Here is an 18,681-nt window from a genome sequence, read left to right on the forward strand (position 1 = left end):
GGTCACCGGGGCGCGAGGCGGGCGAGGTGCCGGTCCACGAGCGCCACCACGGCCTGGGGCGAGTAGAGGCCGATCAGCGCGGGCTGCCCCAGCCCCTGCGCGAGGGCGAGCAGCGCGCTCGCCTCCTGGCCCGCGTCGAGGCCGGCGGCCAGTTGCCCGCCGGCCTGCGCGGCCCGGATCTGGCCGGCGTAGAACTCCAGGACCAGCGGCAGCCCCGCCCGCATCACCTCGGCCAGCTCCTCGGAGACCACCGACCTGGCCAGGTACGCCAGCCCGATGCGAGCCTCGAAGCGGCGGGTCTCGTCCAGCGGCAGGACCTCCAGGATCCCCGCCCGCAGCAGGCGCAGCGGGTCGCTCTGGTCGGCGGCGGCCACCCGGAGCCTGACGCGCGCGTTCAGATGTTCCAGCGCCACCAGGAGCATCTCGTCCTTGGTGGCGAAGTAGTACTGCACCGCCCCCATGGACATCCCGGCCTCGGCCGCGACCTCGCGCAGGCTGACGCTGTCCATGCCCTTGGCGTCGATGATCCGGTGCACGGCGTCGGCGATCAGCAGCCGCCGCGCCTGGTGATCGACGATCTTAGGCATCCAGGAGCGGCTCCAGCTCGGCGACGGCGTGGTCGCGGTGGACGTTCAGCGTGCTCACGGCCTCGTCGGCGGAGCGGCGGCGCAGCGCGCCGAGGGCGGCGCGGTGCTCCTTGACGACCCGCTCCCTGTTGCCCGCGTCGCCGTAGTACATGGACCGGTAGGCGTCGGTCGTGTCCCACAAGGTCCGGATCAGCCGGGCCAGGCGCGGCATGCCGGCGCAGTCGAACAGCGTCATGTGGAAGGTGCGGTTGGCCGTCGCCATGGCGGCCACGTCGCCCGCCGCGGCGGCCCGCTCGACCTCCTCCTGCGCCGCCTCGATCCGGCGGAGGTCGTCGTCGGTGAGCCTGGCCACCGCCGCGCGCACGGCCTCCTCCTCCAGCAGCTCGCGGATGCGGTAGACCTCGCGGAGGTCGTCGAGGGAGAGCATGGCGACGCAGTAGCCCTTGTGCGGCTTGTACGTGACCAGCCCCTCGCCTTCGAGCGTCTTCAGCGCCTCCCGCAGCGGGACCCGGCTGACCTGCAGCTCCTCGGCCAGCGCGTCCTGCCTGATGGGGGCGCCGGGGCGCAGCCGGCCGGTGGTGATGGCACGGCGCAGCTCACCCAGCACGAACTGCTGGGCCGTGGGCGGCCTGCGTCGTGCCTCGTCCGGACTCACCGGTCCAATATCTCACGGAGCCATGTGTCGTCCTGCCCGAGCGCGGGCGGCGGGCGGTGGTAGGAGGGCGGGGTGGCGCTGAGGCGGATGGGGTTGGCGACCTGGCCGACGCCGTCGAGCTCGACGGCCGGCTCCAGGCCGAGGTCCTGGGCGAGGGCGAAGGCGGCGGCCAGGTCGTTGATCGGCCCGCACGGCACCCCGGCGGCGGTGAGCCGCTCGAACCACTCGTCCGCGGTGCCCTCGGCGAGGGCCGCGTCCAGGGCGGGGACCAGGCTCTCGCGGGCGGCCACCCGTTCGGCGTTGGTGGCGTAGCGGGGGTCGCGGGCGAGGTCCGGCCGGTCCAGGGCCGCGCACAGGGCCTGGAACTGGCGGTCGTTCCCGGCCGCGATCACGATCGGGCGGTCGGCGGCCTGGAACACCTCGTACGGGACGATGCTCGGGTGCCGGTTGCCCATGGCCCGGGGCACGACGCCCGCGGCGGCGTAGGCGGAGGAGTGGTTGCTGAGCGCGGAGAGCAGGGACGACAGCAGCGAGACCTCCACGCGCTGCCCCTCACCTGTCTCGTCACGGTGGCGGAGTGCGGCCATGACGCCCAGGGCGGCGTGCAGGCCGGTGATCACGTCCACCAGCGCCACGCCCGCCTTCGTGCCGGGTCCGTCCGGCTCGCCGGTGACGCTCATGAGCCCGCCGACCGCCTGCGCGATCAGGTCGTAGCCGGGCAGCCCGGCCCCGGCGCCCGATCCGAACCCGGTGATCGAGCAGTAGACCAGCCCCGGGTTGAGCTCCCGCAACGCCTCGTGGCCCAGGCCGAGCCGGTCCATCGTCCCCGGCTTGAAGTTCTCCACGAGCACGTCGGCGCGCGCCGCGAGCGCCCGCGCCACCTCGGCGTCGGCCCGCAGGTCGAGGGCGATCGAGCGCTTGTTGCGGTTCACGCCGAGGAAGTAGGTGGCCTCCCCGGAAGAGGCGTACGGCGGCCCCCACGCGCGGGTGTCGTCCCCGGCGCCGGGCCGCTCGACCTTGACCACCTCGGCCCCGAGGTCGGCGAGCAACATCGTGCAGTAGGGCCCGGCCAGCACCCGGCTGAAGTCGGCCACCAGCAGCCCGGAGAGCGCTCCGCTCACGCCGGCGCCCCCAGGTAGACGGTGACCGTGCGGGTGTAGAACTCCCTGGCCGCCCGTCCCTGCTCCTTGGGCCCGAACCCGCTCTGCTTGGCCCCGCCGAACGGCACGTACGGGAACGTCCCCGCCGACTCGGAGTTGACGTGCAGCACCCCGACCTCCAGCTTCTCGACCGCCGACAGCGCCACCCCGAGGTCCCGGGTGAAGACCGCCGCCGACAGGCCGTGCTCGCTGAGGTTGGCCAGCCCGAGCGCCTCCTCCGCGCTCGACGCCCGCACGGCGCCGACCACGGGCCCGAACAGCTCGGTTCGCCAGAAGTCCACCCCGGTCCCCGGCAGGTCCAGCACGGTCGGCGGCACGAACCAGCCCTCGCGGTCCAGCGGCGAGGCGCCGGCCAGCGGCTTGGCCCCCTCGCCGAGGGCCTGCCGGACCCCGGCCGACACGCGATCGCGGGCGGCCGAGCTCACCAGCGGGCCCATCTCCACCTCCGGCGCCAGCGGATCGCCCACGACGAGCCGCGCGGCCCGCTCGGCCACCCGCTCCAGCAGGTCGTCCGCCACCTGCGAGGCCACGATGAGCCGCGAGGTCGCGGTGCACTTCTGCCCGGTCGACCGGAACGCCCCCAGGCAGACCTGCTCGGCGGCGTGGTCGAGGTCGGCGTCGGCGAGCACGACGGAGGCGTTCTTGCCGCCCATCTCGGTCTGCACCGGCTTGCCCAGCTCGCCGCAGCGGGCGATGACGGCCCGCCCGACGGCCGTGGACCCGGTGAACGACACGGCGTCCACGCCGGGGTGATCGACGATGGCCGAGCCCGCCTCGCCCTCGCCGTACACGAGGTTGAGCACCCCGTCCGGCAGCCCGGCCTGGACCAGCGCCCGCGCCAGGCGGTAGGCCAGCAGCGGCACCAGCGAGGACGGCTTCCACACCACGGTGTTGCCGTAGGTCAGCGCCGGGCCGATCTTCCAGGCGGGGATGGCGACCGGGAAGTTGAACGGCGTGATCAGCCCGGCGACGCCGATCGGCTTGCGGACGACCAGCACGCTCTCGCCGGGGCGCGGGGAGGCGAAGACCTCGCCGCTGTCCCGGTCGGCCTCGCTCGCGTAGTAGCGCAGGATCCGGGCCGCCCCGCTGACCTCGGCGACCGCCTCGGCCAGCGTCTTGCCCTCCTCGCGGGCCAGCTCGGCGCCCCACTCATCGGCGCTCGCGTCCACGAGGTCGGCGGCGCCGGTGAGCACGGCGGCGCGGGCGTGGTGCGGGGTCGCGGCCCAGCCGGGCGCGGCCTCGCGGGCCGCGGCGATCGCCTGCTCCACCTCGCGCGCGGAGGCGAACCGCCCGCGCGCCACGACCTCGGCGGGCCGCGCCGGGTTGGTGTCGGCGAACTCCTCGCCCTCGCCCTCGGCCCATCGGCCACCGATGAGATTCAGAACGTCCATGGTCAACGCACCCTAACTGTGCCATATTGGATTTTCAATATTGGATCCAAAATACGGAGAGGCCGATGATCGCACCCACCGCCCTGTTCGCCCTGGACACGCTGCTGACCGAGGAGGAACGCGAGATCAGGAGCACGGTCAGGCGCGTGTGCGACCGGGAGATCCGGCCGCACGTAGCCGGCTGGTTCGAGGCCGGCGAGCTGCCCGCCCGCGAGCTGGCCCGCACGCTGGGCTCGGTCGGCGTGCTCGGCATGCACCTCGACGGCTACGGCTGCGCCGGCATGGGCGCCGTCTCGTACGGGCTGGCCTGCCTGGAGCTGGAGGCCGCCGACTCCGGCCTGCGCAGCCTCGTCTCGGTGCAGGGCTCCCTGGCCATGTACGCGATCTGGAAGTACGGCAGCGAGGAGCAGAAGCAGGAGTGGCTGCCCGCGATGGCGGCCGGCGAGCGCATCGGCTGCTTCGGCCTGACCGAGCCCGACTTCGGCTCCGACCCCGGCGGCATGCGCACCACGGCCAAGCGCGAAGGCGGCGACTGGGTGCTGAACGGCACCAAGCTGTGGATCACCAACGGCTCCGTGTCGGACGTCGCGGTGGTCTGGGCTCGCACCGACGAGGGCATCAGGGGCTTCCTGGTCCCGGCCGGCGCCAAGGGCCTCACCGTCAACGACGTCAAGCACAAGATCTCCCTGCGCGCGAGCGTGACCAGCGAGCTGGTGCTCGACGGCGTGCGCCTGCCGGCCGAGGCCGTGCTGCCCGGCGCCAGGGGCCTGTCCGGGCCGCTCGGCTGCCTGAACGAGGCCAGGTTCGGGATCGTGTTCGGGGCGATGGGGGCCGCGCTCGACTGCCTGGAGACGGCCATCGCGTACGCCGCCGACCGCGAGGTGTTCGCCAAGCCGCTGTCGTCGTACCAGCTCACCCAGGAGAAGCTCGCGGACATGGCTCTGGAGCTGGGCAAGGGCCTGCTGCTGGCCGTGCACCTGGGCCGGCTGAAGGAGGCCGGCACGCTCACCCCGGAGCAGGTGAGCGCGGGCAAGCTGAACAACGTGCGCGAGGCGCTGGAGATCGCCAGGAAGTGCCGAACGCTGCTCGGCGCGAGCGGCATCACCCTCGAGTACCCGGTGATCAGGCACTCCGTGAACCTGGAGTCGGTGCTGACCTACGAGGGGACCTCCGAGATCCACTCACTGGTCATCGGCAAGGCGCTGACCGGGATCGCCGCCTTCACATAGGGCACTCAGAAGGTCTGCCAGGTCGCCTCGGTGACCTGGCAGGGCCCGCCCCGGTGCGCCCGCAGCCGCCCGGCGGGCAGGTCGAGCCCGATCGTCGCCACCGTCTCCCAGCGCTGGTTGATGGGCTGGGAGAGGTCGGGGTGGGCGCAGACGGGCGCGCCCTCGGGGGCGTGACTGAGCATGGTCAGCGCGCGGCCGTTCAGCTCGGCGCCGCTCAGCCCCTCGACGTTGTCCTCCAGGTGCCGCATGCGGTCGTAGGTGCCGGGCCGCTCGGTGGCGTGCCGCTCCCCCGCCGCCAGGCCCGCGTCGAGGAAGTGGTTGCAGTGCAGCAGGACGCCGTCGGGGCCCGGCGGGACGGCGGCCACCCCCGCAGGGGAGATCTCGATCGAGGCGGCTCCCGACTCGGTCACCACCGTGATGACCGTGGAGGCCGAAACCCGGGCCGATCGGGCGAGGTCCACCGCCTCCTCCACGGTGGACGCCTCATCGAGGATGCGGCGGGCGATCAGGTGCACGGGCACGCCCAGGCCGGCGTGGTCGGAGTCGTGGCGCAGGATGTTGAAGTGCACGCCGAGGCCCGCCGTGGTGACGCCGATCTTGGCCAGCGTCCCCGCCTCGGTGAACGTGCGCACGACCCGGCCGGAGGTCTGCTCGTACTCCCAGAGCACCGGTGCGTCGCGCAGGTGGTCGTGCCAGTCCCACGTCTGCACCGTGCGTGGCGGGCCGTCCTCCGGCAGCACCACGGAGGTCGAGCACTCGCCGTGCCCGACCATGTCGATGGCGGCCAGGATCTCGGTGCGGGCGTTGATCACGGCTACCTGCCACGGCTCCACCCCCGCGCCCGCCGCGATGCCGGCGATCTCCTCGGCCAGCGACGGCGCCCAGGCGGCGGAGGCCTCCAGCGCCCGCTCTCCCCACGCGCGCACCTGCGCGTCACCGGCCCCGGCGACTCTGAAGAGGTCGGTGTAGCCGGCGAGGTTGGCCGCTACCTGCTTGCGCAGGTGCGTGCCGAACTCCTTGCCGCGGGCGCGGGGGTCGGTCTGGCTGGAGGTGAACGTGGGGAATGTCATGACCTGTCCATCAACTCGGCGAGCCTCGGGTTCTCAGCGCCGGCGGCGGCGCGCACGCGAGCGTACCGCTCGGCGTCGATGTCCTGGCTCAGCTTGAACACGCTCTGCCGCGTACGAACACGTACGCGAAAGGCCACTACCCCGGGCAGCAGCGCGCGGAACCTCTCCCTGGAGGCGGGCGTCGGCTCCCAGGACGGCGAGCGCGGCGACTCCGCCGCCGCCACCGTGCGCTCCACCACCTCCAGCGCGTCGTCGATCAGCTCCACCCGGCCGGTCACGTGCACGGCCGCGTAGTCCCAGGTCGGCACGGCCGGATCCGTGCCGTAGACGGTGGGCGAGACGTAACCGTGCGGCCCGGAGAACACCACCAGCACCTCGGGCGACGACTCGAACGAGCGCCACTGCGGGTTGGCCCTGGCCAGGTGCCCGACCAGCGTGCCGGGCTCGCCCAGCAGGACGGGCGTGTGCGTGGCCACGGGCACCCCGTCCACCGTGCTGACGACCAGGGCGAACGGGTTCTCCCTGATCAGCGCCTCCTCGTGGGCGGGGTCCGTGGCCGCGTAACGCGGGGACGTCCACATGCCGCTACTCCGCCGCGCTCAGGACGGCGTCCCACGCGACCTCGGAGGCCAGCGTGCCCAGCCCCGTGGGCTTGACGCCGGACAGCTCGACCTCGTCCGTCGTCATGGCGAACATCGTGTCGCCGTCGGTCAGCGTGTGGAACGGCTGGATGCCGCGGTGCATCGAGCTGTGCACCTGGCGGCCCACCTGCAGCAGCTCGACGTCCGTCAGCCGCACGTTGGTGATCATGACGGTCAGCGTCGTGTTGCCCATGACGGCCGGGGCCTCGATCAGCTCGGCGTAGTCGGCGCTCGGGTGGCGGCGCTCGCCCAGCTCGCGGTGGTAGTTGCCGCGCACCACCCGGCCCTGCCGGTCGACCACCGCGCCCACGGAGTTGACCACGGTCGCGACCAGCACCTTGATCTCGCCGAACGTGCCGAACGCGGCCCCCTGGCCGGCGAACTCGGCCCGGCCGAAGTCCACCTTGCCCGCGCTCGCCGTCCGCCCCGCGCCGCACCGGCCCACGGGGAACTCGCCCTCCCGCGCCCACCGGACCGCGGCCCTGCCCAGCTCGGCGTCCGGGTAGACGGCGTTGTCGCGGCAGGAGAAGTCGTAGATCACCGCTCCTGACACCAGTTGCAGCTCGTCCCACTTGGTGAGGTTGCTCCTGCGCGACAGCAGCTCGTCGCTCACGCCCGCCGCCGCGGCCAGCCCGTACACCGAGCCGCCCGCCAGGCAGATGGCGTGGTTGTAGTCGTAGCCGCCGCTCATGCCGACCGCGCCGCCGCGCGCGTCCACCGCCGTGCGGGCGCCCCTGGGGAGGTGGATCACGGTGCAGCCGGTGGGGCCCTCGCCGTACTCGGCGGTGCCGACGTGCACGCCGGGCAGGTCGAACGTGACCGCGCCGCGCCCCGGGCTGGGCTGCGGGGTCAGCGGCAGGTCCGCGTTGCGCGGGACGCCGGGCGCGAACGCCGACGGCGTCGCGAGCCTGGGCTCGTGGGTCACAGGGCCTCCAGAAGCTGCTTCGAGTACTCGTGTGCGGGTGCGGTGTAGAAGGTGAGGGTGTCGGCCGTCTCGACGACCTCGCCCTTGCGCATGACGGCGATCCGGTCGGCGACGTAGCGGACCGCACCCAGGTCGTGGGAGATGAACAGGGCGCTGAAGCCGTACTCCGCCTGCAGGTCCTTGATCAGGTTGAGGATCTGCACCTGCACGGAGACGTCCAGCGCGCTGACGGCCTCGTCGAAGACGATGAAGCCCGGCCTGGTGACCAGGGCGCGGGCGATGGAGACGCGCTGGCGCTGGCCGCCGGACAGCTCGTGCGGGTACCGGTCGGCGAAGTCGGCGCCCAGGCCGACGTGCTCCAGCATCTCCGTGACGGCGTCGCCCGCCGGGCGGCCCAGGATGCCGAGCGGCTCGGCGACGCTCTGGCCGACGCGCATGCGCGGGTTCAGCGACCAGTGCGGGTGCTGGAGCACCGCCTGCATGCGGCCGGCCAGCTCGCGCCGCCGCCTGGGGAACGGGCGGCCGTCGAACCTGACCGTGCCGGACGTGGGGCGTTGCAGGCCGAGCGCGACCCGGCTGGTCGTCGTCTTGCCCGAGCCGGACTCGCCGACCAGGCCGAGCGTCTCGCCCTCGGCGACCTGGAGCGAGACCTTCCGCATGGCGTCGAGGTGGATGCGGCGCAACGGCGGGCCGGCGGCGAAGGTGACGGTGACGTCGTCGAGTTCGAGGATCACGCCTTCACCTCCTGGTCCTGGAGGAGCCGGTCCTGCAGCTCGGCCGCTCGGTGGCACAGGACGTCCCGCTCGCGGACGCGCACCGGCACCGGGCGCTCGTGCCCGCACCGGTCCTCGGCGAACGCGCAGCGCGGCGCGAAGGCGCAGCCCGGGGACGGGCCGGTGAGCACGGGCGGGCGGCCCGGCACCGGCTCCAGCCGGACGCCGTGGGCCGCGGCGGCCGGCGCCGACCCGGCCAGCGCCGCCGTGTAGGGGTGGGCGGGGTCGCCCAGCACCTCGCGGGCGGGGCCGCTCTCGACGACGCGGCCACCGTACATGACCGCCACCCGGTCGCAGCGGCGGGCCACGGCGGGCAGGTCGTGGCTGAGCCACAGGATGCTCGTGCCGGCCTCGGCGGCCAGCGAGAAGATCATGTTCGACACCTCCTCGCGTACCTGGCTGTCCAGGGCGGCGGTCGGCTCGTCGGCGACGAGCAGGTCGGGCGAGGTGGCCATGGCCATCGCGATCGCCACCCGCTGCGCCATGCCGCCGGAGAGCTGGTGCGGGTAGGCGCGCAGCACCCGCGGGTCGTCGAGCCTGACCCGCCCCAGGTGGAAGCGCACGTCACCGCCCCGCCCGAGCACCAGGCGGAGCTGCCGGCCGACGCGCATGGTCGGGTCGAGCGAGCCGATCGGGTCCTGGAAGACGAACCCGAGATGCCGCCGGCGCAGGTGCCGCAGCCTGCCGTGCGGCAGATCGAACACGGGCTCCCCCGCCACCAGCACCTCGCCCTCGGTGCGCCGCGCGGCCCGCGGCAGCAGGCGGCCGACGGCGGAGCCGAGCGTGGACTTGCCGGATCCGCTCTCGCCCACCAGCCCGACCGTCTCGCCCTGCGCCACCTCCAGGCCGGCGCCGTCGAGCGCGCGGGTGCGGGCGTAGTCGATCACCAGGTTCCGTACGGAGAGCAGGCTCATGTCAGTGACCTCGTCTCTCGGGGTTCGAGCCGGTCGCGCAGCCCGTCGCCGACCACGTTGATCGCCAGGATGGCGGCCACCAGCACCACGCCGGGACCGAGGATCAGCCAGGGCGCGGCGATCATGTACGTCCCTCCCTGCTGGATGAGCACTCCGAGCGAGGCCTGCGGCGGCTGCACCCCGAAGCCGAGGAAGCTCAGCCCGCCCTCGACCGCGATGCCGACCGACAGCGCGTACGTGCCCTGTACGGCGATCGTGCCGGCCACGTTCGGCAGCACGTGGCGGACGAGCACGCGCGGCAGCCGGGCTCCGCTGATCACGGCGGAGGTGACGTAGTCGCGCTGCGAGACGGCCACGGCGGCGGCCCGCACCAGGCGGGTCATCAGCGGGATCGTCACCAGCACGATGCTGGCCAGCGCCGCCGTCTGCCCGGGGCCGAGCACGGCCGCGACCAGGATGGCCAGCACGATGGCCGGGAAGGAGTAGAGCACTTCCACCAGGCGCATCACCAGCTCGTTCAGGTAACCGCCACGGTATCCGGCGAGGATGCCGAACGCCGCGCTCGACACCGCCGTGACCAGCACGGCGATCGACGAGAGCAGCAGCGTGGTGCCGACGCCCTCCATGACGCGGGGCAGCACCGAGCGCCCCAGGTTGTCGGTGCCCAGCCACCAGCCGGGCCCCGGCGGCTGCAGGCGCGGGCCGACGATGGCGTCCGGGTCTCCCCCGGCGCCGACGAGCGACCCCAGCGCGAACAGCACCAGGACGGCCAGGCAGGCGAGCCCGCCGATGGACAGCCGGTCCAGTCTCCTCACGAGCGCCTCCCCGCCATGACGCCCAGCCGGGGGTCGACGGCCCCGACGAGCAGGTCGATCAGCACGTTCATGACGATGAACACCCCTGCCGCCAGCAGCACCCCGGCCTGCACAGCCGCGTAGTCGCGGCGGCCGACGGCCTGCACGATGTAGGAGCCGACGCCCGGCAGGTTGAACACGTGCTCCACGATCAGCGCGCCGCCCAGCAGGTACGCGGTGGTCGTGCCGATCAGCGTGACCACGGGGGTGGCGGCGTTGCGCAGGATGTGGTGCCTGACGATGAACCACGGCGACTCGCCGCGCCCGACGGCGGCCGTGACGTACGGCTCGACCAGCACGCCCATGACGGCGTCACGGGTGGTCCTGGCGGTCACCGAGACGGAGAAGACCGACAGGACGGCGGCGGGCAGGATCATCGTGGCCAGGTTCGCGGCGGGGTCCTGGGTGAGCGGCGTCCAGGAGCCGACCTCCAGGCCGAGGGCGTACCGGGAGAAGACGAACACGACCAGGCTGCCCAGCACGAACTCCGGCACGCTGACGCCCAGCCCGCTGACCAGCCGGCCGACGGCCCCGCCGCCCGTGGGGCGGGCGCGGACGGCGGTCAGCACGCCCAGCGGGACCCCCAGCAGCACGCTCGCGAGCACCGCCAGCACGGTCAGCTCGGCCGTCACCGGCAGCCGGGCCAGCAGCTCCGCGCCGACCGGCTGGCGGCTGATCATGGAGACGCCGAAGTCGCCGCCGGCGACGGCGCCCAGCCAGTGCCCGTACTGCATGAAGACCGGCTGGTCGAGCCCGTAGCGGGCGGCCAGCTCCGCCTTCTGCCCGGCGGTGGCGAACGGCCCGAGCACGGTCTCCGCGAAGCCGCCGGGCATCAGGCGTACGGCGGCGAAGATCAGCACGGAGACGCCCAGGAGCGTGGCGGCCGAGCTGAGCGCCCGGCCGGACCACCACATCAGCAGCCGCATGGCTACCGGGTCTTCTTCACGCGGGCGTCGGCGACCAGGCGCAGCACGTTGCCGTAGCCCTCGGTGACGTACAGGCTCGGGCTGAGCTGGTCACCTCTGTAGGCGACCGTGGCCGGACGGGTGACCAGCGGGATCATCTGCGCGTCCGCGTCGGCCTTGGCGCAGACGTCGGCCAGCGCCTTCTCCCTGTTCCCCGTCTCCTTGTTGGCCGTGTCGATCAGCTTGCTGAGCTCGGGGTCCGGCTTCATGAAGCCGGCGTTGAAGCCGGCCGTCTCCGGGTTCCACCACTTGGTGACCATGCCGGGGTCGGCGTAGCCGGCGAACCAGGACAGGGCGGCGTCGAACTCGGCGGGCGCCTTGCCGTACACCTTGCCGGACCAGCTCGCCTCGTCCATCTGCTCGATCTTGACGGTGATGCCGGCCTGCTGGAGGTTCTGCTGGATCACCTGGGCGACGGCGGGGGCGGGCTCGGTGTTGAAGACGGTGAGCGTGAACGACAGGTTCTGCGCCCCGGCCTCCGCCAGGAGCCGCTTGGCCTCGTCCAGGCTCTTGGACGCCGACGGGAGCGCGGCCGGGTCGCAGGAGCCCGGCAGGCCGGCCGGGGTGATCGCGGTCGGCCTGCCCTTGCCGCCGAGTGCCACGTCGGCGATCTGCCTGGGGTCGAGCGCGATGTTGATCGCCTGCCGGACCTTGGGGTCGGCGAGCTTCGAGCCCGGCTTCAGGCTGTTGAGCATCAGGTAGTAGAAGTCCGTGGTGGCCTGGGTGACGACCTTGACGTCCTTCGCGCCGGCCAGCATCGTCCCGGAGTCCACGTTGCCCAGGGTGGCCAGGGCGGCGCCGCCGTTCTGCAGGGCCGCGATGCGGGCGGCCTCCTCGGGGGCGATCGTGATGTTGAGGGTGTCGGCGGCGGGCTTGCCCTGGTTCCAGTACGTGTCGTTGCGCTTGAACGTCCACGAGACGTCCTGGCGGTGGTTCTCGACCACGTACGGGCCGGTGCCGAGCAACGTGGTGGCCGGATCGACCGACCTGTCGTCGATCTCCTTCATCGGCAGGATCGCCGCCGGCACGTTGGCCAGGGAGGCGAGGAACGGCGTGTACGGCTCCTTCAGCGTGACCTTGACCTGGTCGTCGCCGTCCTTGGTGATCTCCTCGACCGGGCCGAGCTGGCCGGCCCACACCCCCTTCGAGGCCAGCAGCCGCTTCAGGCTGCCCACGACGTCGTCGGCCGTCAGCCGCCTGCCGTTGGAGAACGTGACGCCCTGGCGCAGGTGGAAGACGTAGGTCTGGTCGTCGGGGGTGTCCCACTTCTCGGCGAGCAGCGGCTGGATGCTGAAGTCTGGGCCCACCGTGACCAGCGTCTCGTACGACAGCGAGAGGAGCTGCCAGGTGGTAGCCACGTCGGCGAGCTGCGGGTCGTAGCCGGTGGCGGCGCCGCTGTCGATGTGCACCTGAAGGTTGAGCGCGCCGCCCGCGGCGAGGGCCTGGTCGGCGACGGCGAGATAGCCGGGGGCGGCGGTCTCCTGGGGGGCGGCCGTCGGGGTGGTGGTCGTTCCGGTGGCGGCGCAGGCCGATGCCAGCAGGGCTGCCGCGACACCGCAGGCCAGGCGTATGGGACGCATGGGCCTCTTCTCCTCTAGTGGCAGGATGAGCGTTGGGAGGCGCTCGGCGGGACGTCGAGCGTGGGGTTCCGGTCGAAGAAGCCGACCGGCTTGAGTACGAACCCGCAGGTGTCGACCGGCATGATCGGCCAGTCCTCGGTGCGGGGGAAGTGCGTCAGGCCGAACGTGTGCCACAGCACGATGTCCTGCCCGTCGAGGTCGCGGTCGGCCCTGGTGTACTCGGGCAGGCCCGCGCCGCCGGGATGCTGGTTGACCAGGTCTCCGGCGGGATAGCGCTCCGCCGGGTGGTAGCGCGTGACCCACAGGTGGCTGGTGGCGAACTCGGCCCTGCGGTGGATGCTGGAGCCCTCGGCGGCCATCAGGGTCGGCTTGCCCTCGGCGTGCAGCGCGTAGCCGACAGGGCGGCCGAGGCGGTTGCGCACCTCGGGGTTGACGACGTGCCAGGTGCGCTCCGCCTTCAGGTCGGCGTCGCGCCTGGCCCGCTGTTCGGTGCGCAGCCGGGTGACGGTGCGGCCGAACGCGTTGCCGTGCTCGCCGGCGAGGGGCCGGGCCTCGACCTCGTCCACGGCGTTGGCCACGCCGTCCACCGTCATGTCGAGCCGGGCGCTGAACAGGTGCTGGTGGTACGGCGCCGCCAGCCCCGGCGCGACCTCCGACGCGTACGGGGCGGCCCGGTCGTCGTAGGCGCCGGTGAAGACGATGCCGGTGGCCTTGACCTCCAGCTCGATGGTGCCGTCGAGGTAGAGGTACCAGTAGAAGCCGTAGTCGTAGTTGCCGACGGTCACGAAGAAGGAGATCACCAGGCGCCGCTGCCTGCGGGTCTCCCTGGAGCCGTTGGCCGGGTCGGTGTGCTTCCACAGCACGCCGTAGTCCTCCTCGTGCATGCAGATCGCGTTCTTGATCACCTTGGGCAGTCCGGCGCCGTCGGTGACGACGACGTCGAAGTAGGTGATCTCGCCGAGGCAGTCGCAGCCGAGTTCGAGGGAGTTGGCGAGCTTGCCGAGCTGGTACTCGCCGGTGTCGAAGTAGTTCTGCCAGAAGCGGATCGGGCTCGGGTCGCCGTACGGGACGACCATCTCGGCCACCGACGCCCGGTAGACGATCGGCCTGGTGCGGCCGTCGTCCTCGAAGCCGATCCGGTGCAGGGTGAGGCCCTCGCGCATGTCGTAGCCGAGCCGCAGGCTCCACTTCTCCCAGGTGACGAGCGGGCCGTCCACGGTGAAGCTCGGGCCGTCCGGCTGGGTGATGTGGATGGGCTTCTGCGTGGTGCGGTGCTCGACCTGGGTGTAGTCGCCGCTCTCCCGCGGGATGGGCTGGGGGCCGGTGTCCACGATCTCCAGCACCTCGCCCTTGACCAGGTCGACGTAGGCGACCAGGCCGTCCACGGGGTGGGCCCACGGGAGGCTCTCGGGGGTGGGCATCAGGTGCGCCAGCACCCTGGCGACCCGCCTGCCCTCCTCCTCGCGCAGCCCGAAGTGGCCGGCGCTGAGCGCGGCGAGATAGACGCCCGCGGGGTCCTCGATGCCGCGCTCCGCCAGCGCCCGCGCCCAGTCCGGGTCCTCGCGGAGCACCCTGCGGACCAGGGCGTGCTCCTCGTCCAGCATCGGCACCTGGCCGTCGGTCAGGGGGTCGATCGGGGTGGCGGTCTCGACCTTGCCGTCGCCGATGGAGACGATCACGTCGTGGGCGGCCTCGGTGGCCAGATCCAGCAGGAGCGCGCGGGCCCTGCGGGCCGGGCGGGCGGCGCCGCTCTCGTACGCCAGCACCTCGCCCTTCGGCGGCTCCTCCAGCCCGAGATAGGCCACCCGGACCGTCTCGGTCAGCCGGCCCTCCGTCATGAGAACCCGTCTGACCTCGTCGATCTCCTGTGCGGCGAGCGGGTCGAGAGGGTGGGGGTGCTTCCCGGTCGACAGGTGCAACGTTCGGCCCCTTTCTGATGCCGGAACGTTCCGGCAAGTTTCGCGCTAACTTAATTGCGATGGCCGGAGGGCACAAGACCTGGAGCCCAGGCGAAACACATCGTTTACGGGGCGAGCGCTCGAAGAGGGGTGCGAATGGGCCGCTACGATCAGGGCGTGCAAGCAGACGAGCCGGTCACGATCCTCACCGTCGCCCGCGAGGCGGGGGTGTCCAAGACGACGGCCTCCGATGCGTTGCGCGGCTCGGGGCGGGTGTCGGAGCGCACCCGCGAGACGGTGGTGGCGGTGGCCGAGCGGCTCGGTTACGTGCCCAACGGCTCGGCCCGCCACCTGCGCAGGGCCAGCACCGGCACGATCGGGCTGCACGTGCCCGAGGTGCTGACCCGGTCCTCCTACTACATGTCGTTCGTGTTCGGCGTGGTGGAGCAGGCGGCACGGCACGACTACGACGTCACGCTGATCACCTCAGGGCAGCGCCGCTCCCGGCCGCCGCGCGTGGACGGGCTGGTGCTCGGCGACCCGCTCGGCGGGGACCCCGTGGTGGAGAGCCTGATGGCGACCGGGCTGCCGGCCGTCTCGTGCGAGCGGTTCCCCGGGGCGCGGCAGGCGGACGGGGTGGTGTGGTCGGAGCACGCGCTCATGCTCGCGCGGCTGCTCGACCATCTGCGCTCGGCGGGGTCGGCGCGGCCGGGGCTCGTCGTGGCGGGCGACGAGAGCGACTGGGCGGCCAGCGTGCACCGGGGCTACCAGGAGTGGTGCGCCGCGCGCGGGGTCGTGCCGCTGGTGCGCAGGGTGTCGTTCGACGCGACCGGTGACGAGGTGCGCGCCGCCGCCCGCGCCCTGCTCGGGGCGGGCGGCTCGGCCGGGGCGGGCGGCGCGATCGGGACGGCCGATGGCACGTCCGCGACGAGCGGCGGCGCGGGCGGCGACTCGGCCGGGGCCGGTGGCGGAGGGCCGATGGACGCGCTGGTGTGCGCTCCCGCGGGGGCCGCTACCGAGGTGGCGCCGCTGTTGCGGGAGGCCGGGGCGAACGTGCTGCTCGCCTCGTGCGTGGACAGCGCCGCCACCCGGATGGCCGACCCGCCCATCACGGCGATCGACCTGCGCCCGCGCGAGGCGGGGGCGAGTTGCGCGGAGTTGCTGTTCGAGCTGCTGTCGGGCGCGGCGCAGCCGGGCACGGAGCGGGTGCATCCGATCGAGCTGGAGATCCGCGCCTCGACCGCACCGCGCCCGTAGAGAGCGGGGCTCCGGTGCCGCCCGGCGGGTCAGACGAAGGCCGGCTCCACCGAGCGGGGGCCGCCCTTCACGTAGACGTAGGAGCCCGGCTTGCGGGCCTCGCGGCGGATCCTGCCCACCGCGAGCTTGCAGGTCGCCTCCTTGATCGCCGCGCCCGCGCGCCCGCTGATGTAGACGTTCACGGCGGTGTCGTCCTTGCGGGCGAACTGCCGGATGCCCGCGTGCCGGCCGATGCTGACGCACGCCCCGGTGAAGCGCACGTTGATCGGCTCCGGCTCGGTGCCCGCGATGCGGCTCAGCACGGTGTCGGCCGCCTGGGCTCCGAGGGGTCCGGCGGCGTAGCAGCTCATCCTCAGCGGCCGGCCCGACGGCGCGGCGGCGTCCCCCGCCGCGACGATCCGGTCGTCGTCGATGCTGGTCAGCGTCTCGTCGGTGAGCAGCCGGCCGAGCTCGTCGGTGCGCAGCCCGCTCGCGACGGCCAGTTGCGGCACGCCGAAGCCGGCCGCCCAGACGGTCAGCGCGCTCGGCCGTTCGGCGCCGTCCGCGAAGACGACCGCGTCCGGCGTGACCTCGCTCACCTGCGCGCCCTCGATCACGGTGACACCGTGCCGGGACAGCCAGCCGGCGGTGTACCGGCGGCTGCCTGAGCTGAAGTACGGCGCCAGGCTCCGCCCGCACACCAGCGTGACCCTGCGGCCCCGCTCGGCCAGCTCGGCCGCCGTCTCGATGCCGGTCAGCCCGCCGCCGACCACGGTGACCTGGGCGTCGAGGGGCACGTCCGCCAGCCTGGCGCGCAGCCGCCGCGCGGGCTCGTACTCGGAGATGTCGAACGCGAACTCGACCGCGCCCGGCACCGCCGACGGCCTCGCGCCCACGCTGCCGACCGCGTAGATGACGTAGTCGTAGTCCAGCGCGCGGCCGGACTCCAGCCGCACCTCGCGGGCGACGGCGTCGATGCGCGCGGCGCTGTCCACGACCAGGTCCACGCCCTCGCCGAGCAGCGTGCCGTAGTCGACGGCGGCCTCGCCGGTGCCGGCCACGTACTGGTGCAGCCTGATGCGATCGACGAACTCTGGGCGGGAGTTGACCAGCGTGATGTGCACGTCGGAGCTCATCCGCAGGTGGTTGGCCGCGAGGGTGCCCGCGTAACCTCCGCCGATGACGACGATCTTGTGAGAGGTGGACATGGTGAGGGTTCCCTTCTCGATATCGGTGATCACGAGGTCTTGAGTACTCGGCTGAGCTGGAGGAGGCTCAGGCCGAACATCAGCACGCCCAGCGGGATGTGCAGGGTCGTCACGTGCGCGATGCCCAGCGCGACCTGCGCCAGCGTGACCGCGAGGAACCCGGCCGCGTTCAGGATCGGCCTGGGCGAGCCGCCGCCCGGCCGCCACGCCAGGATCGCCGCCGCCACGTGCACCAGGGCCACGGCGAACACGGTGTACGCCGCGGCGCTGTGCAGCACGTGCCCGCTGGGCGTGGTCAGCAGCAACCCGGCGGTGACCGGGGCGGCGAAGACGGCCAGGGTCTGCAGGGCGATCGCGACCCGCAGGAACGCGAGGTTGCCCCGCTTGATCGTCGTAGGTGTGGACATCACGTCTTCTCTTCTCCGGCTCGTGCCTTGTGCCTGGTGGCTCGGTACGTCCGACAGCGCTGCGGCCGGGAATGTGAGGTGGCCGCCCCGGCCTCACACTCGGCGGGGCCGTCTTGTCGAATGGGTGGAGCCGGACACGACCAAGGGAGTCAGCGACACGATGGCCACTCAACCCGACGCCGGACTGAGCGTGATCATGAGCGAGCGGCGGCACCTGATCAACCTCGCCTACCGGCTGCTCGGCTCGCTGGCCGACGCCGAGGACGTCGTCCAGGAGACCTACGCCCGCTGGTACGCCATGTCCCGCGAGGAGCAGGAGGCCATCGTGTCGCCCGGCGCCTGGCTGACGAAGGTGGCCGGCCGCCTCTGCCTCAACGTGCTCACCTCGGCCCGGGTGCGGCGCGAGACCTACGTGGGCGAATGGATCCCGGAGCCGCTGCCGGACCGTACGGAGTGGATGGACTCCAGGCCGGGCGACCCGGCCGACCGGGTGACGCTCGACGAGTCGGTCAACATGGCCTTCCTCGTCGTGCTCGAGTCGATGACCCCGGCGGAACGCGTGGCGTTCATCCTGCACGACGTGTTCCGCTACCCGTTCGCCGAGGTGGCCGAGATCGTCGGCCGCAGCCCGGCGGCCTGCCGCCAGCTCGCCACCTCGGCCCGCCGCCGCATCCGCGACGCGCAGGCCCCCACGGCCCGCACGGCCCGCGCGACCCGGCAGGCCCGGATCGTCAGGGAGTTCAAGCAGGCGTGGGAGGACAAGGACATCGACGCCCTCGTCGCGCTCCTCGACCCCGACGCCACGGTGATCGCCGACGGCGGTGGCAACGTCAGCACCCTGCTCCACCCGGTCGAGGGCGCCGAGCTCATCGGGCGCGGGCTGACCAAGTTCACCACGCTGCTGCGCGACGTGACGATCCTGGAGCGCACGGTCAACGGCTCCCCCGGCCTGATCGTCCAGCGCGACGGCGTCACCGTGACGGTGTGCGCGTTCGACATCGCGGGCGACCGGATCAAGCACATCTGGGCCGTACGCAACCCCGACAAGCTCCGGCAGTGGACGGCATCGTGAATCGGCCGGAAGGACGGGCGATGACACGAACGGCGCAAGCGCCGCCGCGACCGGGACGGCGCCTTCGTCGACGCCCCCGAGACCCTGGACATCACCCGGGGAGCCGCCGGAGCGGC

The 18,681-nt window shown here is 72.9% G+C and carries 18 protein-coding genes; 3 read left to right on the forward strand and 15 right to left on the reverse strand.

The features are described 5' to 3' along the window. Positions 1-2 precede the first annotated feature (2 nt). From HD597_RS36765 to HD597_RS36780, 4 genes are read right to left on the reverse strand one after another with little or no spacing between them, the layout of a single operon-like run. Positions 3-587 (reverse strand): TetR/AcrR family transcriptional regulator, encoded by a 585-nt coding sequence (locus HD597_RS36765; protein WP_253748290.1) that lies wholly within the window; start codon positions 585-587, stop codon positions 3-5. Beyond that, positions 580-1,242: a GntR family transcriptional regulator gene (locus HD597_RS36770; RefSeq protein ID WP_253748292.1), complete on the reverse strand. Its 663-nt coding sequence runs from the start codon at positions 1,240-1,242 to the stop codon at positions 580-582. The genes HD597_RS36765 and HD597_RS36770 overlap by 8 nt, the downstream gene beginning before the upstream one ends. Then, positions 1,239-2,363, reverse strand: coding sequence for a CaiB/BaiF CoA transferase family protein (locus tag HD597_RS36775; RefSeq protein ID WP_253748293.1), 1,125 nt, complete (start codon positions 2,361-2,363; stop codon positions 1,239-1,241). The genes HD597_RS36770 and HD597_RS36775 overlap by 4 nt, the downstream gene beginning before the upstream one ends. Beyond that, the gene (locus HD597_RS36780) at positions 2,360-3,793 is read right to left on the reverse strand and encodes an aldehyde dehydrogenase family protein (protein ID WP_253748295.1); all 1,434 of its coding nucleotides are present in this window, start codon (positions 3,791-3,793) and stop codon (positions 2,360-2,362) included. The genes HD597_RS36775 and HD597_RS36780 overlap by 4 nt, the downstream gene beginning before the upstream one ends. Positions 3,794-3,858: 65 nt before the next feature. Between HD597_RS36780 and HD597_RS36785 the strand changes: the two genes are divergently transcribed. Then, positions 3,859-5,022, forward strand: coding sequence for an acyl-CoA dehydrogenase family protein (locus tag HD597_RS36785; protein ID WP_253748297.1), 1,164 nt, complete (start codon positions 3,859-3,861; stop codon positions 5,020-5,022). Positions 5,023-5,027: 5 nt separating this feature from the next. Here HD597_RS36785 and HD597_RS36790 read toward each other — a convergent pair whose 3' ends face one another. The 9 genes from HD597_RS36790 to HD597_RS36830 are packed head-to-tail and all read right to left on the reverse strand — an operon-like array spanning position 5,028 to position 14,663. Further along, positions 5,028-6,092 (reverse strand): C45 family autoproteolytic acyltransferase/hydrolase, encoded by a 1,065-nt coding sequence (locus tag HD597_RS36790; RefSeq protein WP_253748299.1) that lies wholly within the window; start codon positions 6,090-6,092, stop codon positions 5,028-5,030. Further along, positions 6,089-6,673 (reverse strand): FMN-binding negative transcriptional regulator, encoded by a 585-nt coding sequence (locus HD597_RS36795; RefSeq protein ID WP_253748301.1) that lies wholly within the window; start codon positions 6,671-6,673, stop codon positions 6,089-6,091. The genes HD597_RS36790 and HD597_RS36795 overlap by 4 nt, the downstream gene beginning before the upstream one ends. 4 nt (positions 6,674-6,677) lie before the next feature. Then, the gene (locus HD597_RS36800) at positions 6,678-7,658 is read right to left on the reverse strand and encodes a P1 family peptidase (protein WP_253748303.1); all 981 of its coding nucleotides are present in this window, start codon (positions 7,656-7,658) and stop codon (positions 6,678-6,680) included. Then, positions 7,655-8,392 (reverse strand): ABC transporter ATP-binding protein, encoded by a 738-nt coding sequence (locus tag HD597_RS36805; protein ID WP_253748305.1) that lies wholly within the window; start codon positions 8,390-8,392, stop codon positions 7,655-7,657. The genes HD597_RS36800 and HD597_RS36805 overlap by 4 nt, the downstream gene beginning before the upstream one ends. Continuing rightward, positions 8,389-9,345, reverse strand: coding sequence for an ABC transporter ATP-binding protein (locus tag HD597_RS36810; RefSeq protein WP_253748307.1), 957 nt, complete (start codon positions 9,343-9,345; stop codon positions 8,389-8,391). The genes HD597_RS36805 and HD597_RS36810 overlap by 4 nt, the downstream gene beginning before the upstream one ends. Then, a complete protein-coding gene (locus HD597_RS36815; RefSeq protein WP_253748309.1) occupies positions 9,342-10,160 on the reverse strand; it encodes an ABC transporter permease in 819 nt (272 codons plus the stop codon). Before HD597_RS36815 ends, HD597_RS36810 begins: the two co-directional genes overlap by 4 nt. After that, positions 10,157-11,125: an ABC transporter permease gene (locus tag HD597_RS36820; protein ID WP_253748311.1), complete on the reverse strand. Its 969-nt coding sequence runs from the start codon at positions 11,123-11,125 to the stop codon at positions 10,157-10,159. The genes HD597_RS36815 and HD597_RS36820 overlap by 4 nt, the downstream gene beginning before the upstream one ends. 2 nt (positions 11,126-11,127) lie before the next feature. Beyond that, positions 11,128-12,744: an ABC transporter substrate-binding protein gene (locus HD597_RS36825; protein WP_253748313.1), complete on the reverse strand. Its 1,617-nt coding sequence runs from the start codon at positions 12,742-12,744 to the stop codon at positions 11,128-11,130. A gap of 14 nt (positions 12,745-12,758) precedes the next feature. Next, positions 12,759-14,663 carry a primary-amine oxidase gene (locus tag HD597_RS36830; protein WP_253748315.1) on the reverse strand — a complete coding sequence of 635 codons (1,905 nt, stop codon included), beginning with the start codon at positions 14,661-14,663 and terminating at the stop codon, positions 12,759-12,761. Positions 14,664-14,819: 156 nt separating this feature from the next. Here HD597_RS36830 and HD597_RS36835 point away from each other — a divergent pair, with 156 nt between their 5' ends. Then, positions 14,820-15,899, forward strand: coding sequence for a LacI family DNA-binding transcriptional regulator (locus tag HD597_RS36835; RefSeq protein ID WP_253748317.1), 1,080 nt, complete (start codon positions 14,820-14,822; stop codon positions 15,897-15,899). Between the two features lie 29 nt (positions 15,900-15,928). Here the strand turns inward: HD597_RS36835 and HD597_RS36840 are convergent, their stop codons facing one another. After that, a complete protein-coding gene (locus HD597_RS36840) occupies positions 15,929-17,086 on the reverse strand; it encodes an NAD(P)/FAD-dependent oxidoreductase (RefSeq protein WP_253748319.1) in 1,158 nt (385 codons plus the stop codon). A gap of 29 nt (positions 17,087-17,115) precedes the next feature. Beyond that, complete coding sequence (locus tag HD597_RS36845; protein ID WP_253748321.1) at positions 17,116-17,493, reverse strand: hypothetical protein; 378 nt, start codon at positions 17,491-17,493, stop codon at positions 17,116-17,118. A gap of 160 nt (positions 17,494-17,653) precedes the next feature. Between HD597_RS36845 and sigJ the strand changes: the two genes are divergently transcribed. Further along, positions 17,654-18,565 (forward strand): RNA polymerase sigma factor SigJ, encoded by a 912-nt coding sequence (gene sigJ, locus HD597_RS36850; protein ID WP_253748323.1) that lies wholly within the window; start codon positions 17,654-17,656, stop codon positions 18,563-18,565. Positions 18,566-18,681 lie beyond the last annotated feature (116 nt).

The sequence above is a fragment of the Nonomuraea thailandensis genome, assembly GCF_024172165.1.
GTDB classification, from domain to species: Bacteria; Actinomycetota; Actinomycetes; order Streptosporangiales; family Streptosporangiaceae; genus Nonomuraea; species Nonomuraea thailandensis.

Coding starts and splice junctions, on each gene's coding strand:
- HD597_RS36845 (WP_253748321.1), bottom strand. CDS start 17,493: ATGTCCACACCTACGACGATCAAGCGGGGCAACCTCGCGTTCCTGCGG.
- HD597_RS36820 (WP_253748311.1), bottom strand. CDS start 11,125: ATGCGGCTGCTGATGTGGTGGTCCGGCCGGGCGCTCAGCTCGGCCGCC.
- sigJ (WP_253748323.1), top strand. CDS start 17,654: ATGGCCACTCAACCCGACGCCGGACTGAGCGTGATCATGAGCGAGCGG.
- HD597_RS36825 (WP_253748313.1), bottom strand. CDS start 12,744: ATGCGTCCCATACGCCTGGCCTGCGGTGTCGCGGCAGCCCTGCTGGCA.
- HD597_RS36840 (WP_253748319.1), bottom strand. CDS start 17,086: ATGTCCACCTCTCACAAGATCGTCGTCATCGGCGGAGGTTACGCGGGC.
- HD597_RS36765 (WP_253748290.1), bottom strand. CDS start 587: ATGCCTAAGATCGTCGATCACCAGGCGCGGCGGCTGCTGATCGCCGAC.
- HD597_RS36795 (WP_253748301.1), bottom strand. CDS start 6,673: ATGTGGACGTCCCCGCGTTACGCGGCCACGGACCCCGCCCACGAGGAG.
- HD597_RS36810 (WP_253748307.1), bottom strand. CDS start 9,345: ATGAGCCTGCTCTCCGTACGGAACCTGGTGATCGACTACGCCCGCACC.
- HD597_RS36790 (WP_253748299.1), bottom strand. CDS start 6,092: ATGACATTCCCCACGTTCACCTCCAGCCAGACCGACCCCCGCGCCCGC.
- HD597_RS36785 (WP_253748297.1), top strand. CDS start 3,859: ATGATCGCACCCACCGCCCTGTTCGCCCTGGACACGCTGCTGACCGAG.
- HD597_RS36780 (WP_253748295.1), bottom strand. CDS start 3,793: ATGGACGTTCTGAATCTCATCGGTGGCCGATGGGCCGAGGGCGAGGGC.